At 69.5% G+C, this 15498-nt stretch carries 13 protein-coding genes; 9 read left to right on the forward strand and 4 right to left on the reverse strand.

The genetic code is table 11. The annotated features are described in order from the left end of the window. Window positions 1-26 precede the first annotated feature (26 nt). Complete coding sequence (locus tag KCH87_RS49700; RefSeq protein WP_247197506.1) at window positions 27-1025, forward strand: DUF4190 domain-containing protein; 999 nt, start codon at window positions 27-29, stop codon at window positions 1023-1025. Between the two features lie 270 nt (window positions 1026-1295). Here KCH87_RS49700 and KCH87_RS39920 read toward each other — a convergent pair whose 3' ends face one another. After that, the gene (locus KCH87_RS39920) at window positions 1296-1859 is read right to left on the reverse strand and encodes an NADAR family protein (protein ID WP_210592799.1); all 564 of its coding nucleotides are present in this window, start codon (window positions 1857-1859) and stop codon (window positions 1296-1298) included. A gap of 213 nt (window positions 1860-2072) precedes the next feature. Between KCH87_RS39920 and KCH87_RS39925 the strand changes: the two genes are divergently transcribed. From KCH87_RS39925 to KCH87_RS39960, 8 genes are all read left to right on the forward strand, one after another. Beyond that, window positions 2073-3602 (forward strand): gamma-aminobutyraldehyde dehydrogenase, encoded by a 1530-nt coding sequence (locus tag KCH87_RS39925; protein ID WP_210592800.1) that lies wholly within the window; start codon window positions 2073-2075, stop codon window positions 3600-3602. A gap of 53 nt (window positions 3603-3655) precedes the next feature. Beyond that, window positions 3656-4903: a spermidine/putrescine ABC transporter substrate-binding protein gene (locus KCH87_RS39930; protein WP_210592801.1), complete on the forward strand. Its 1248-nt coding sequence runs from the start codon at window positions 3656-3658 to the stop codon at window positions 4901-4903. 5 nt (window positions 4904-4908) lie between these two features. Then, window positions 4909-6060: an ABC transporter ATP-binding protein gene (locus tag KCH87_RS39935; RefSeq protein ID WP_247197507.1), complete on the forward strand. Its 1152-nt coding sequence runs from the start codon at window positions 4909-4911 to the stop codon at window positions 6058-6060. Then, on the forward strand, window positions 6060-6986 hold the full coding sequence (locus KCH87_RS39940) for an ABC transporter permease (RefSeq protein ID WP_210592803.1): 927 nt from the start codon (window positions 6060-6062) through the stop codon (window positions 6984-6986). The genes KCH87_RS39935 and KCH87_RS39940 overlap by 1 nt, the downstream gene beginning before the upstream one ends. Beyond that, window positions 6987-7787, forward strand: a complete 801-nt coding sequence (locus KCH87_RS39945; RefSeq protein ID WP_210592804.1) for an ABC transporter permease — start codon at window positions 6987-6989, stop codon at window positions 7785-7787. It abuts the gene before it with no gap. 28 nt (window positions 7788-7815) lie between these two features. Next, window positions 7816-9243 carry an FAD-binding oxidoreductase gene (locus KCH87_RS39950; RefSeq protein ID WP_210592805.1) on the forward strand — a complete coding sequence of 476 codons (1428 nt, stop codon included), beginning with the start codon at window positions 7816-7818 and terminating at the stop codon, window positions 9241-9243. A 129-nt stretch (window positions 9244-9372) separates the two neighbouring features. Next, entirely contained in the window at window positions 9373-9819 is a 447-nt protein-coding gene (locus tag KCH87_RS39955; protein WP_210592806.1) for a hypothetical protein, read from the forward strand. A 175-nt stretch (window positions 9820-9994) separates the two neighbouring features. Next, window positions 9995-11788: a chitinase gene (locus tag KCH87_RS39960; protein ID WP_210592807.1), complete on the forward strand. Its 1794-nt coding sequence runs from the start codon at window positions 9995-9997 to the stop codon at window positions 11786-11788. Here the strand turns inward: KCH87_RS39960 and KCH87_RS39965 are convergent. From KCH87_RS39965 to KCH87_RS39975, 3 genes are all read right to left on the reverse strand, one after another. Further along, window positions 11776-12585: a phosphatase PAP2 family protein gene (locus tag KCH87_RS39965; protein WP_210592808.1), complete on the reverse strand. Its 810-nt coding sequence runs from the start codon at window positions 12583-12585 to the stop codon at window positions 11776-11778. The two genes, KCH87_RS39960 and KCH87_RS39965, sit on opposite strands and share 13 nt — an antisense overlap. A 278-nt stretch (window positions 12586-12863) precedes the next feature. Further along, entirely contained in the window at window positions 12864-14198 is a 1335-nt protein-coding gene (gene gabT, locus KCH87_RS39970; protein ID WP_210592809.1) for a 4-aminobutyrate--2-oxoglutarate transaminase, read from the reverse strand. A gap of 97 nt (window positions 14199-14295) precedes the next feature. After that, window positions 14296-15423 carry a hypothetical protein gene (locus KCH87_RS39975; protein ID WP_210592810.1) on the reverse strand — a complete coding sequence of 376 codons (1128 nt, stop codon included), beginning with the start codon at window positions 15421-15423 and terminating at the stop codon, window positions 14296-14298. Window positions 15424-15498: the final 75 nt, after the last annotated feature.

The following is a 15498-nucleotide window of genomic DNA, read 5'->3' on the forward strand; positions in this document are numbered from 1 at the left end:
CACGCTCGACAGAGGGGATCCCGCGCATGTCCGACGACGCGCAGACGCCGGAAGCGCGTGACAACGCCGCCGCGCACTGGCCCACGCCGCCCGACGACACCGGCGACCCCTGGGCAGCAGCGGGCGGCGCCGCGGCCGACGCCGCCGAGGTGCCGCTGGCCGAGGGCGCGGACCCCGAGGTCGACCTGAAGAAGGGGGACCGGGCGGAGTCGGGGAGCGAGACCGTTGCCGACGCCCGGCCCGAGCCGAACCCGTGGGCGCCGCCCGCGAACGACACCCCGCCCGCACCCGGACCCGGCGGTCCCGGTACCACCGTCGCGTCGGGCGAGCCCATGGCGTGGCCCGCCTCTTCGGCCTCCCCCTCTTCCCCTACGTCGTCCCCGTCCGATCCCTCCGTTCACGATCGGCAGACAGCCACCTGGACGCCGTCGACGGGCGCGCCTCCGGCGACGCCGGACGGGAACCAGGCGTGGGCGAACCCGGTAGCTCCGGACGCCGACCAGGGGCAACCGCAGGCACCCCAGCCGTCCCAGCCGTGGGCGAACCCCTTCGCACCCCCGACCCCCACGCCCCCGGCGAACGGCTCCGCCAACCCCTTCGCACCGCCCGCACCGGCGTCCCCGTACGCCGCCCATGGCGAGCCCGTCCCTCCGCCGCCCATAGCCCCCGACGGTCCCGGCCAGGTCCCGTACGGCTACCCGGCCGGTCACGGATACCCGGCAGGTCCGGGATACCCCTCCCAGTCCGGCGCGGGCTACTACGGCTGGCCCGGTGTGCAGCAGACGCCGGCCAACGGAATGGGCACGGCGGGCCTGGTGCTCGGCATCCTGGCGGCCGTCGTCTTCTGTCTGTGGCCGGTGGCCATCGTCCTGGGCATCCTCGCCGTGATCTTCGGCGCGCTCGGCCGCGGAAAGGCCCGCAGAGGCGAGGCCACGAACCCGGGCCAGGCCCTCGGCGGCATCATCTGCGGTGCGGTCGGCATCGTCCTGGCCATCGGCGTGTTCGCCCTGGTGCTGGCAATCTGACCGGACGACGAATCCGAGGGCCGCCGTCTCCGGGCCACCGGCCCCCAGGTGCTTTCCGGGTCGCCGGGTTCGGGTGCTTTCCGGTCACCGGCTTCAGGTGCTTTCCGGGTCGCCGCGTTCGGGTGCTTTCCGGGTCGCCGCCCTCAGGTGCCTCCCGGTCACCGCCCCCACGCGCCTTCCGGTTCACCGCCCCCGGCGCCCCTGGCCGCCACCCCCGCCGCCCCCAGGGCCGCCGCCCCCCCCTGGCCCCACCCCCTTGCCGCCCCCACGTCACCCCCCGCCCGCCACCAACCTCTCCCGCGCCCCCATCAACGCAAACCCGAGCAGATTCGGCCCCCGCCACCGCTCCGGATCCATCGCAGCCTGATCGTCCGCCGCCAGCCCGATCCCCCACACCCGATCCACCGGGCTCGCCTCGACCAGCACCCGGTCGCCCGTGGCCAGCAGAAACTCACGCAGCTCGGTATGCGTGGCGAACTTGTGCACGCTGCCCGTGCGGACGATCTCGAACCGCTCGCGCTCCCATGTCGCCTCGTCGAAGCCACGCACGAGACGCCCGGCCTTCTTGGCCTGGGCCGGACTCCCTGCGGCCAGCACCTGCCGCTCCGCCTCCGCGTCCCCGAACAGCCGTGCCTTACCGGCCATCATCCAGTGCTCGGCGGTCGCATAGGTCACGCCGTCCACCACGAAGGGCGACGGCCACCACTGACTCAGACAGCTCGCGTCGACCCGGCCGTCCCGCCGCGCCCGGTGCCCCCAGAAGTGCAGGTACTTCACCCTCGCCCCCGCGCGGACCTCCCTGACCAGGGCTTCCCAAGAATCGATCTTCCCCATACATGCGAGTCTGGCAGCCACCACTGACAACCCGTCCCCCGTTTTCCATGCCGACTCGACACCTGGTCGACAGATTCCGTCGCGTAACCAAAAGGAAACAACGGAATCACTTGTTGGACGCCCTTAGCTCTGTCAGGATCGGCACTCAAATCGAGCTGAAGCTACGCCACCCACCCCTTGTCACCGGGGACGACGGCGGAAGAGAGCGACGACATGCACAACCCGGGAACCCCGGACCGATTCCCCGCACAGGAGCGCCTCGCGGCCGGCGCGCAGTACATCGCGGGCCGTCTGACGAAGGGCACCTCCGGCCGTACGCATGCGGTCGTCGACCCGGCCACCGGGGAAGACGTCTACACGTACGAGCTGGCCGGCGCGGACGACGTCGACGCGGCTGTAGCTGCCGCCCGCGCAGCCTTCCCGGGCTGGGCAGCGACCACCCCCGGTGAGCGTTCCGACGCGCTGCACCGCTTCGCCGCCGTGCTCGCCGACCGCGCCGAGGAGTTCGCCCGCGCCGAGTCCCTCCAGTGCGGCAAGCCGCTGAAGCTCACGCGCGAATTCGACGTTCCCGGCACCATCGACAACACCGCGTTCTTCGCGGGCGCGGCCCGGCATCTCCAGGGGCAGTCGGCGGGCGAGTACTCCGGTGACCACACGTCGTACATCCGCCGTGAACCCATCGGCGTCGTCGGTTCCATCGCGCCCTGGAACTACCCCCTCCAGATGGCGGCCTGGAAGGTCCTCCCGGCGATCGCCGCGGGCAACACGATCGTCCTGAAGCCCGCCGAGCTCACCCCGCTGACCTCGCTGCTGTTCGCCGAGGCCGCCACCGAGGCGGGCATCCCGGACGGTGTCATCAACATCGTCACCGGGACGGGCAAGGAAGCCGGCGAGCGCCTCGTCGGCCATCCCGACGTGGCGATGACCTCCTTCACCGGCTCCACCGCCGTCGGCAAGCGCGTCGCCGAGATCGCCACCGCGACCGTCAAGCGCATCCACCTGGAGCTGGGCGGCAAGGCACCCTTCGTCGTGTTCGACGACGCCGACCTGGAGGCGGCCGTCAACGGCGCCGTCGCGGGCGCGCTCATCAACACCGGCCAGGACTGCACGGCCGCCACGCGCGCGTACGTGCAACGGCCCCTCTACGAAGCGTTCGTGGAGCGGACCGCCGCCCTCATGGACACCGTTCGGCTCGGCGACCCCTTCGCCCCGGGCACGGACCTAGGCCCCCTCATCTCGCACGTCCAGCGCGACCGCGTCGCCGGATTCGTCGACCGGGCGCGTGCCTACGCGCGCGTGGTCACCGGCGGCGAGGCACCACAGGGGGAGCTCAAGAACGGCGCGTACTATCGCCCCACCCTGGTCGCGGACGCCGCGCAGGACAGCGAGATCGTGCAGTCCGAGATCTTCGGACCGGTCCTCGTGGTCCTCCCCTTCGACAGTGACGACGAAGGCATCCGGCTGGCCAACGACACCCCGTACGGACTGGCCGCCTCGGCGTGGAGCCGGGACGTCTACCGCGCGAACCGCGCCACCCGCGAGATCAAGGCCGGCTGCGTCTGGATCAACGACCACATCCCGATCATCAGCGAGATGCCGCACGGCGGCTACAAGGCCTCCGGCTACGGCAAGGACATGTCAACCTACTCCTTCGATGAGTACACCCAGATCAAGCACGTCATGTTCGACAACACGGCGGTGTCCAGGAAGGACTGGCACCGCACGATCTTCGGGGACCGATAGCACGCAGGCCGTCCGACCGCGGCCGCCCATCCTCCCGAAAGGGCACCAAGCGCATGGAGCAGTACGAGCCCGAACCGCTGACTCCGGTCCAGCTGGCCGCCATGCGGCGCAGCCTCCGGAACGGCAGGGGCGCCCTCACCCGTCGTTCGCTGCTGCGCGCCTCCGCGGGCGGCGCGCTCGCGGTGGGCGGCCTCGGGGCGCTGAGCGCCTGCGGGATCCCCGCGGCGGGCAAGACGGAGGGCGGCACCTCCGAAGAGGACCACTCGGCCAAGGAGAAGGAGATCAACTTCTCCAACTGGACCGAGTACATCGACATCGACGAGAGCGAGAAGCACCACCCCACGCTCGAGGCGTTCACCAAGCGGACCGGCATCAAGGTCAACTACACCGAGGACATCAACGACAACAACGAGTTCTTCGGCAAGATCAAGCCGCAGCTCGCCGCGGGCCAGGACACCGGCCGCGACATCATCGTCCTCACCGACTGGCTGGCCGGCCGGCTGATCCGCCTGGGGTGGGTCCAGAAACTGGACCCGGCCAACCTGCCGCACGCGTACGCCAATCTGTCCAGCCAGTTCCGCAGCCCGGACTGGGACCCCGGCCGCGCCTACTCGTACCCCTGGCAGGGCATCTCGACCGTCATCGCGTACAACAAGAAGGCGCTTGACGGCATCGAGGTCAAGTCGGTCTCCGACATGCTCGACAACCCCAAGCTCAAGGGCCGCATCGGCTTCCTCACCGAGATGCGCGACAGCATCGGCATGACGCTGCTGGACATGGGCAAGGACCCGGCGAAGTTCACGGACGACGACTACGACGCGGCGATCGCCCGCCTCCAGAAGGCCGTCGACCAGGGCCAGATCCGCCGCTTCACCGGCAACGACTACACGTCCGACATCACCAGCGGTGACTTCGCGGCCTGTATCGCGTGGGCCGGTGACGTCGTCCAGCTCAAGGCGGACAGCCCGGACATCGACTTCATCATCCCGGACAGCGGCTACATGACGTCGACCGACAACATGCTGATCCCCAGCAAGGCGCGCCACAAGACGAACGCCGAGCGGCTCATGGACTACTACTACGAGCTCGAACCGGCCGCCGAACTGGCCGCCTACATCAACTACGTCTGTCCCGTGGACGGGGTGAAGCCCTACCTCGCGAAGATCGACGAGAGCGCGGCGGACAACCCGCTGATCATCCCGGACAAGGAAATGGCCGCGAAGTCCCACTCCTTCCGCTCCCTGAGCTCGAAGGAAGAGACGGCCTATGAAGAGAAGTTCGCGAAGCTGACAGGGGCGTGACGACCATGACGAACGACAGCAGCGGCGACGTCCGCCTCTCCGGGATCAGCAAGACCTACGGCTCCTTCACCGCCGTACACCCGCTCGACCTGACCGTGCCGCAGGGCTCCTTCTTCGCCCTGCTCGGCGCCTCCGGCTGTGGCAAGACCACAACTCTGCGCATGATCGCGGGACTCGAGGAGCCGACGAGCGGCACCGTCTTCCTCGGCGACCAGGAGGTCACCAACCTGCCGCCGTACAAGCGGCCGGTGAACACGGTCTTCCAGTCGTACGCCCTCTTCCCGCACCTCGACATCTTCGAGAACGTCGCCTTCGGTCTGCGCCGGCGCGGCATCAAGTCGGTGAAGAAGCAGGTCGGGGACATGCTCGACCTGGTCCAGCTCGGCGAGCAGGCGCGCAAGAAGCCGCACCAGCTCTCCGGCGGCCAGCAGCAGCGTGTCGCGGTCGCCCGCGCGCTGATCAACACCCCCAAGGTGCTGCTCCTCGACGAGCCCCTAGGCGCCCTCGACCTCAAGCTGCGCCGCCAGATGCAGCTGGAGCTCAAGCGCATCCAGACCGAGGTCGGCATCACCTTCGTCCATGTCACGCACGACCAGGAGGAGGCCATGACGATGGCCGACACGGTCGCCGTGATGAACGCGGGCCGCGTAGAACAGCTCGGCTCGCCGACCGACCTCTACGAGAACCCGAACACCACGTTCGTCGCCAACTTCCTCGGCACCTCCAACCTCATCGAGGCCGAGGTGGACGCCAAGAGCGGCGACGACATCGTCCTCAAGGCAGGCGGCGGCAAGCTGGTCCTGCCCGAGGCCCGCTGTGCCGCGCCCACGGCGACCGGCGGCAAGGTCCTGGTGGGCGTCCGCCCGGAGAAGATCTCCCTCACCCACGCCGACGACGCGGGCTCCATCCCGGAGGGCCGCAACCGCATCACCGGCAAGATCACGAACGGCAGTTTCATCGGGGTCTCCACGCAGTACGTGATCGACAGCGCCGTCTGCCCCGAGTTCGAGGTCTACGTCCAGAACGTCGACCGCGACGCCCGGCTGGTTCCCGGTGCGGACGTCGTCCTGCACTGGAGCCCGGCGCACACCTTCGGCCTGGACGCGGACCAGGACATCGACGCCGGAGTCGAGACCGTCGACGAGGAGGCGGCCTGATGGCGGCCGTCACCGAGGCGCCGCCCCTGGCGCCCGCACCGGAAGAGAAGAAGCCTCCACGCAAGCGGGGCCGCTGGACGCCGTACTGGCTGCTCCTGCCCGGCATCCTCTGGCTGCTGGTCTTCTTCGCTCTGCCGATGATCTACCAGGCCTCCACGTCCGTGCAGACGGGCTCCCTGGAGGAGGGCTACAAGGTCACCTGGCACTTCGCGACCTACTGGGACGCGCTGTCCGAGTACTACCCGCAGTTCCTGCGCTCGGTGCTGTACGCCGGCGCCGCGACGATCCTCTGTCTGATCCTCGGCTACCCGCTCGCGTACCTGATCGCGTTCCGCGCGGGCCGCTGGCGGAACCTGATCATGATCCTGGTGATCGCGCCGTTCTTCACCAGCTTCCTGATCCGTACGCTCGCCTGGAAGACGATCCTCGCGGACGGCGGCCCGGTCGTCGGCGCCCTCAACACGCTGCACGTCCTGGACGTCACCAGCTGGCTCGGCTGGACCGCCGGGGACCGGGTGCTGGCGACTCCGCTGGCGGTCGTGTGCGGTCTGACGTACAACTTCCTGCCGTTCATGGTCCTGCCGCTCTACTCCTCGCTGGAGCGCATCGACGGACGGCTGCACGAGGCGGCGGGCGATCTGTACGCCAGGCCGGTCACGACCTTCCGGAAGGTCACCTTCCCGCTGTCGATGCCGGGTGTCGTCTCCGGCACGCTGCTGACCTTCATCCCGGCGGCCGGTGACTACGTCAACGCCGATCTGCTCGGCTCCACCGACACCCGCATGGTCGGCAACGTCATCCAGACCCAGTTCCTGCGGATTCTCGACTATCCGACGGCCGCGGCCCTCTCCTTCATCCTGATGGCCGCGATCCTCATCATGGTCACCCTCTACATCCGCAGGTCCGGAACGGAGGATCTGGTTTAAATGGCCTTCGTCAACTGGCTCAAGCGTCATTTCGTCGTCATCGCGGGACTGGTGACCCTCGGCTATCTCCTGCTGCCGAACGTCGTCGTCACGGTGTTCTCCTTCAACAACCCGAAGGGGCGCTTCAACTACCAGTGGCAGGAGTTCTCCACCGACGCCTGGAAGGACCCGTGCGGTGTCGCCGACATGTGCGGCTCCCTTTCGGTCAGCCTCCAGATCGCGTTCTGGGCGACGCTCGGCGCCACCGCCCTGGGCACCATGATCGCCTTCGCACTGGTCCGCTACCGCTTCCGCGCGCGGGGCTCCGTCAACTCGCTGATCTTCCTGCCCATGGCGATGCCCGAGGTCGTCATGGCGGCCTCGCTGCTCACCCTGTTCCTCAACATGGGTGCACAGTTGGGATTCTGGACGATCCTGATCGCCCACATCATGTTCTGCCTCAGCTTCGTCGTGACGGCCGTCAAGGCGCGCGTCATGTCGATGGACCCGAAGCTGGAGCAGGCGGCGCAGGATCTGTACGCCGGACCGTTCCAGACGTTCGTCCGGGTCACCCTGCCGATCGCCGCCCCGGGAATCGCGGCGGGCGCGCTGCTCGCCTTCGCGCTCTCCTTCGACGATTTCATCATCACCAATTTCAACGCGGGCTCGACCGTCACCTTCCCCATGTTCGTCTGGGGCTCGGCGCAGCGCGGAACACCCGTTCAGATCAATGTCATCGGTACGGCCATGTTCCTCGTCGCCGTACTTTTGGTGCTGGCCTCCATGGTCATCAGCAATCGCCGCAACAAGCAAAAGGCATAACCGAAAAACCCTGTAGGGAGTTGAAATCATGGCCCCAAGCGCCATGAGCCGTGGCAGTGATTGGACAAAGGCACTCATCGAAGCCCAGCCGGTCTCGTACTGGCTGGACGACCCCGGCAAGCCCCACCCCGAGCCCGCCCTCACCGGCGCCGAGACCTGTGATCTGCTGGTCGTCGGCGGTGGCTACAGCGGACTGTGGACCGCGCTGATCGCCAAGGAGCGCGATCCGCAGCGGGACGTGGTGCTGGTGGAGGGCCACGAGGCGGGCTGGGCCGCCTCGGGCCGCAACGGCGGCTTCTGCGCCGCGTCGATCACGCACGGTCTGGCGAACGGGCTCGCCCGCTGGCCGGACGAGATCCACAAGCTGGAGCAGCTGGGCGCCCGCAACCTCGACGAGATCGAGGCGGCGGTCGCCCGCTACGACCTCGACTGCGACTTCGAGCGCACCGGCGAGATCGATGTCGCCACCGAGACGTACCAGGCGTCGGAACTGCGCGACTGGTACGAGGAGACGGAGCGCCTGGGCCTTGCCGGCGGTGTCGAGTTCCTGGACGCCGAAGCGCTACGGGAACAAGTCGACTCACCGACTTTCCAGGCGGGCCTCTACGACCGCCGCGGCGTCGCCATGCTCAACCCCGCCAAGCTGGCCTGGGGCCTCAAGCGGGCGTGCCTCCGACTCGGCGTCCGCGTCTACGAGCACACCCCCGCGCTCACCCTGAAGCCGTACGGCGCCGGCATGGCCGTACGCACCCCCTACGGCTCCATCCACGCCCGCAACGTCGCGCTCGGCACCAACATCTTCCCCAGCCTGGTCAGGCGGGTACGGGCGTACACGGTCCCGGTCTACGACTACGCGCTGATGACCGAGCCGCTCACCGCCGACCAGCTGGCGGCCGTCGGCTGGAAGAACCGCCAGGGCCTCGGGGACTCGGCGAACCAGTTCCACTACTTCCGGCTGTCCGCCGACAACCGCATCCTCTGGGGCGGCTACGACGCCATCTACCCGTACGGCGGCCGGGTGCGCGCCGAGTACGACGACCGCCCGGAGACGTACGCCAAGCTCGCCGGCCACTTCTTCACCTGCTTCCCGCAGCTGGAGGGCGTGCGGTTCACGCACGCGTGGGGCGGCGCGATCGACACCTGCTCGCGCTTCTCGGCGTTCTTCGGCACCGCGCACCAGGGCAAGGTGGCGTACGCGGCCGGTTTCACGGGCCTGGGCGTCGGCGCCACCCGCTTCGGGGCCGATGTGATGCTGGACCTGCTGGCGGGGGAGCGCTCGGAGCGCACGGAGCTCGAGATGGTGCGCAAGAAGCCGCTGCCGTTTCCGCCGGAGCCCTTCGCCTGGACCGGGATCGCGCTCACGAAGTGGTCGCTGGCCCGCGCCGACGCGCACGGCGGGCGGCGCAACCTGTGGCTGAAGACCATGGACAAGCTGGGGCTCGGCTTCGACAGCTGACCGTGAGGCAGACACATGGCTGTGATTCAGTTCACTCCGACGGGTTGAGCGAACCCGCGTAATGCTGCCGGGCGACCTCCCTCTCCCTCGTGACGCGACTGCGTCGACGAGAGACAGGGAGGACCCCTCATGACAGGGGCGAAGACGGCGGTCGAGTGGCTCGCGTCCGTCGCACCGGATCCCGAGGCCTGCCGCTGGGAGTGGGAGCGCAACCCCCTCGGGGTCGCGCTGCTCCCGGCCGGCAAAGCCTGGGACGTCCTGATCCTGCCGGGTGAACTCGGCTACCCCACCCTCGACGTACTGACCCGCATCATCGACCAACTGGGGCCCGTGCTGGCCGACTTCGGCGACGCGCGGATGGGCTTCTTCGTGCCGCCGGGCACGGCCGCCCGCTGGCTCGGCACGGGTATCCGCACGGCGGGGGCGGGGACGTGGATCGTCGTGCCGTACCCCGGACGCGCCACCGGGGGAGTCCGATGGCTGGTCCCACCGGACGGCTCCGGCACGCTCACAGACCCGGCGCTGCTGGAACTGGCTATGCATGAGGCCGCCGCCGGCTTGGCCGATTCCGACTGAGCAAGGTGCCGCGGTGGGTTGTGTGTCGGCTGCGGCAGCGTCGTGGCTGGTCGCGCAGTTCCCCGCGCCCCTTGGGGGCGTTGCGGGAGCCGGTGAGGGGTCTTGACAAGCTGATTGGTCTGGACCAAATTGTGGGCGCTCCACCCCTCCAATTCCCCCATGCTCGGAGGCCCTTGTGGATCGCCCCAGACCCTTCGTCGCCGTAGTCACGGCCGCCGTCCTGGCCGTGCCCGGCGTCACCGCACTCTCGTCGGCCGCCCGTGCGGCCGACGCGGATCTCGCGCGCAACGGAGGTTTCGAATCCGGCCTCGACGGCTGGACCTGCGCCTCCGGTACGACGGTCAACTCGCCCGTGCGCAGCGGAAGTTCAGCGCTCCAGGCAACCCCGGCCGGCAGCGACAACGCACGGTGCGCCCAGACGGTGACCGTGAAACCCGACTCCCAGTACACGCTCTCCGGTTACGTCCGCGGCGCCTACGTCTATCTGGGTGCGACCGGCACCGGTACCACCGACGTCTCCGCCTGGACCCAGTCCGCCCCCGACTGGCAGCAGCTCACCACGACCTTCCGCACCGGCGCCTCGACGACCAAGGTCACGATCTACACGCACGGCTGGTACGGCACCGGCGCCTACCAGGCCGACGACATATCACTCACCGGACCGGGCGTGGACGCGGGCCAGCCGCCGGCCGCGCCCAACGAACCGCAGGTCGGCGCGGTCACCTCCACCAGCGTCGCGCTGTCCTGGTCGGCGGTCGCCGGAGCCTCCGGCTACGCCGTCTACCGCGACGGCGTCAAGGTCCGGACGGCGAGCGGCACTTCGGCCACCGTGACCGGCCTGTCGCCGTCCACGGCGTACAGCTTCCAGGTGGCCGCGGTGAACGACGCGGGCGAGTCCGCCAAGTCGGCCACGGTGACCACGACGACGACCGCGGGAACCGGCACTCCGGTGGAGCTCCCGGCCCACGCCCTGGTCGGCTACCTGCACGCCAGTTTCGCCAACGGCTCCGGCTACACACGCATGGCCGACGTCCCCGACAGCTGGGACGTCATCGACCTTGCCTTCGGCGAGCCGACGTCGGTGACCTCCGGCGACATCCGCTTCAACCGCTGCCCCGTCGCAGAGTGCCCGAACGTGGAGAGCGACGCCGACTTCAAGGCGGCGATCAAGGCCAAGCAGGCGGCGGGCAAGAAGGTGCTGATCTCGATCGGCGGCCAGAACGGCCAGGTGCAGCTGACCACGACAGCGGCGCGCGACGCCTTCGTCTCCTCCGTCTCGAAGATCATCGACGAGTACGGCCTCGACGGCCTGGACATCGACTTCGAGGGCCATTCGCTGTCCCTGAACGCCAACGACACGGACTTCAAGAACCCCACCACGCCGGTGATCGTGAACCTGATCTCGGCCGTGAAGACCCTGAAGGCCAAGTACGGCGACGACTTCGTGCTGACGATGGCCCCGGAGACGTTCTTCGTCCAGCTCGGCTACCAGTACTACGGCACGGGCCAGTGGGGCGGCCAGGACCCGAGGGCGGGCGCGTACCTCCCGGTGATCCACGCCCTGCGCGACGACCTCACCCTGCTCCACGTCCAGGACTACAACTCGGGCCCGATCATGGGCCTCGACAACCAGTACCACTCCATGGGCGGCGCCGACTTCCACATCGCGATGACCGACATGCTGCTCACCGGCTTCCCGGTCGCGGGCAACGCGAGCAACGTCTTCCCGCCCCTGCGCCCGGACCAGGTCGCCATCGGCATGCCGGCCTCCACGAACGCGGGCAACGGATACGTCCCGCCGGCCGAGGTCACCAAGACCCTGGACTGTCTGACGAAGAAGACGAACTGCGGCTCGTACGCCACCCACGGCACCTGGCCCGCCCTGCGCGGCCTGATGACGTGGTCGATCAACTGGGACCGCTACTCGAACTGGGAGTTCCAGCGGACGTTCGACGGCTACTTCGGCTGACGAACAGCGCGAGCACTTCGCTCGACGAACAGCACGAACGTCGTCAGCAGCACCGTACAGAGGCACCAACTGGCCACCACGTCCAGTGGCCAGTGGTAGCCGCGGCGGACCAGTCCGAACCCGACGCCGAGGTTGAGCGCGGCGCAGACGAGGACCAGGGCGCGGCGGGCCGGGGCGGTGCGGAGCCAGGGGAGGAGGAGCAGGGCCGCGCAGCCGTAGGCGATGGCGGCCGTGGCCGTGTGGCCGGAGGGGTAGTAGCCGGTGGCGGGCGGCACGGCCGGGGTGCCCGGGCGGTCCGTGAGTTCCTTCAGCGGGACGATCAAGGCCGGAACCAGTGCCATCAGGACGGCAGCCGCGGTGGCCGGCAGCCACCAGCGGTCTGTACCACTGCGGCGGGTGCGCCGGCCGACGTACCCCAGGGCGGCGGCGAGCACCGGGATCGCGACCGGGGCATTGCCCAGGTCAGCGAGGAGTTCGGAGAACCGGTCCGGGTGGACGAGGGCCCGGCTGACGCGTTCGTCGACGCGCAGCAGCGGGCCGTCGACGACGACCTGCCAGGTGATCAGCGCGAAGAGAAGGGCCGGAAGCCCGAGGAGGAGAAAGAAGGAGGTCGGCCGCCCCGGAACAGGGGGGGTGGTTCCGGGGCGGCCGATCAGATCGGATGGTCGGCCGCCCCGGGGGGTTTGGGGCGGGCGACTGTCCGATCGGTGAGGAGATCCGGAGCCGGAAGCTCCGGGTGTGTGCGCGAGGGCACGACCAGGTCGAAGCTGGGGAGGCCCCGGCCTGTTACCGCCCACAGTCCCCTGTGGGCGGGGTGTATCTCTCATCTGGGTAGAACCTACGGCAGGGGGTGGGCCTACGACAGGCGGAATCGCGTCCCGTCATCCACCTCGCACACCTTCTTCACACGCTCTGACGGCCGCCGCCCCGGCCCTGGAATCACGGCGGACGTCAGGGCTGGGGCGGGTGGGACTCATGAGGTGATCCATGGATCAACCAGCTATGAGGCCGCTGTGGCTGAACTGCGCTTTTGGGCGCGTCGGAGCAGCTGCGGGTGAAGCTGCTGTGCGTCGGCTCAGATGCGGGCGAAGGCCTGCTCGATGATGTCGAGGCCCTCGTTCAGCAGGTCCTCGCCGATGACGAGCGGGGGCAGGAAGCGCAGCACGTTGCCGTAGGTGCCACAGGTCAGGACCAGCAGGCCCTCCTGGTGGCAGGCCTTGGCGAGCGCGGCGGTGGCCTCGGGGTTCGGCTCCTTGGTGGCGCGGTCCTTGACCAGCTCGATGGCGATCATGGCGCCACGGCCACGCACCTCGCCGACGATGTCGAACTTCTCCGCCATGGCCGAGAGCCGGGCCTTCATCGTCGCCTCGATCGCCTTCGCCCTGGCGTTGAGGTCGAGCTCCTTCATGGTCTCGATCGAACCGAGCGCACCGGCGCAGGCGACCGGGTTACCGCCGTAGGTGCCGCCCAGCCCACCTGCGTGCGCGGCGTCCATGATCTCGGCGCGACCGGTCACGGCGGCGAGCGGGAGGCCGCCGGCGATGCCCTTGGCGGTGGTGATCAGGTCCGGGACGATGCCCTCGTCCTCGCAGGCGAACCACTGACCGGTACGGCAGAAGCCCGACTGGATCTCGTCGGCGACGAAGACGATGCCGTTGTCGGCGGCGAACTGGCGGACGGCCGGCAGGAAGCCCTTCGCGGGCTCGATGAAGCCGCCCTCGCCGAGCACCGGCTCGATGATGATCGCGGCGATGTTGTCCGCGCCGACCTGCTTCGACATCTGGTCGATGGCCTGCGCGGCGGCCTCGGGCCCCGCGTTCCCCGGGCCGGTCGGCCAGCGGTAGCCGTACGCCACCGGCACGCGGTAGACCTCGGGTGCGAAGGGCCCGAAGCCGTGCTTGTACGGCATGTTCTTGGCGGTCAGCGCCATCGTGAGGTTCGTACGGCCGTGGTAGCCGTGGTCGAAGACGACGACGGCCTGCCGCTTGGTGTACGCACGCGCGATCTTGACGGCGTTCTCGACGGCCTCGGCGCCGCTGTTGAACAGGGCGGACTTCTTGGCGTGGTCGCCCGGCGTCAGCTCGGCGAGGGCCTCGGCGACCTCGACGTACCCCTCGTACGGCGTGACCATGAAACAGGTGTGGGTGAAGTCGGCGAGCTGAGCGGACGCCCGGCGTACGACGGCCTCGGCGGACGCGCCGACGGACGTCACGGCGATACCCGACCCGAAGTCGATCAGCCGGTTCCCGTCGACGTCCTCGATGATCCCGCCGCCCGCCCGCGCGGTGAACACCGGCAGCACGGAGCCCACGCCCTGCGCGACCGCGGCGGTACGGCGGGCCTGAAGCTCCTGCGACTTGGGGCCGGGGATGGCGGTGACGATGCGGCGCTCCTGCGGGATTGCGGTCATGAGGGGCTCCTGGGGGTTTTACGGAAGCTTGCGTTCTCTTCTTTTCTCGCAGGCTAGGACCGGGAGAGGGGGGTGGGCATGCTCCATGTGGGCGTTGTCAGCGGGTGCGGTTGTCCTTGGTGGACATAGCGACGCCGATCGGGCGGGCACCGCCGGGTACCGAAACGACGCAGCGCGTGTGCGGATCGCCCGCCATCCACAGCCGGGTGGCGGTCGAGTCCACGTACACCCGGAACGGGCTCGGCGTCAGGATCCGGCCGTCCACGGTGATCACCTGCTGCCTGCCGCGCAGGCGGACCTCGGAGTCGACCAGGCGCCAGGGGTGCGCGGCCAGCGTGCGCGCCATGCGGCGCGTGGCCACGATCACGTAGATGTGGAAGGGGAGGACCATCACCTCGAGCATCAAGGCCACGACGAAGACCCCGATCTTGTCGTGATCCTGGTCGGCGACCACCTCGGCGATCTGGACCGCCAGCAGCGCGGGCCAGAGGACGGACAGCAGCGCGATGCGGATGAACAGCCGGCGGCGCAGTGTGCGCCGGGTGGGGGGATGGGACAGGGCGTCGAGGGAGGGGTCGGGGGCCTCCACGTCCGGTCGGGCGGGGTTCTCCGGCATCGTGCCGTAGCGCAGGTAGCGGTGGCGCAGGCGGTGCGGGGCCTTCTCGTCGGCGCGCGAGGCGGCGATGACCATCTGGTCGCCGGGGGTGCCGCTGTACCAGAGGCGGGCGATCTGGGCCCTGCGGTCGGGGCGGGCGGTGGGGCTCATGCGGCCGCGCCACCACATCGGTACGGAGCCGAGGACCAAGGGAAGCCGGCGTTCGGGGGCGGCGGGGTCCGGGACCTCGAACCACGCGCTGTGGGCGTCCTTCGCCTTCGAGTGGCCGCCGACGCCGCGCCGCGGGTTCTCCGCGAGGTGCCAGGGATGGGCGCGCAGGACGCGGCGGACGCGATACGCGTTGGGGAGCTCACCGAGCAGCTCGACGGGGACGCGGAAGCCCGTGAGGAGGAGGAACACGACATTCAGCCAGACCACCCGCTCGCGCACGGGGATGCCGACGCCGGAGTACCAGATCCACCAGGCGGCACAGCAGGCGATGAGCAGAAGACCGCGCCCCACCTGTCGCCACCACGCCCGCCGAGTCGCCGGATCGGCCCACGCGACCGCCCCCGCCCCCGGCCCGGACCCCGCGAAATCGCCCTCGCCGACGGCCACTTGATCCGTCACCTGTGCATCCCCGTTTCGTTCGCCGCGTGCGATATGAAGGGACGACGATATCCGGGGCGTCTTGGTCCGCTCCGC

This window comes from Streptomyces sp. GESEQ-35, from assembly GCF_017948485.1.
Taxonomy (GTDB): Bacteria; Actinomycetota; Actinomycetes; order Streptomycetales; family Streptomycetaceae; genus Streptomyces.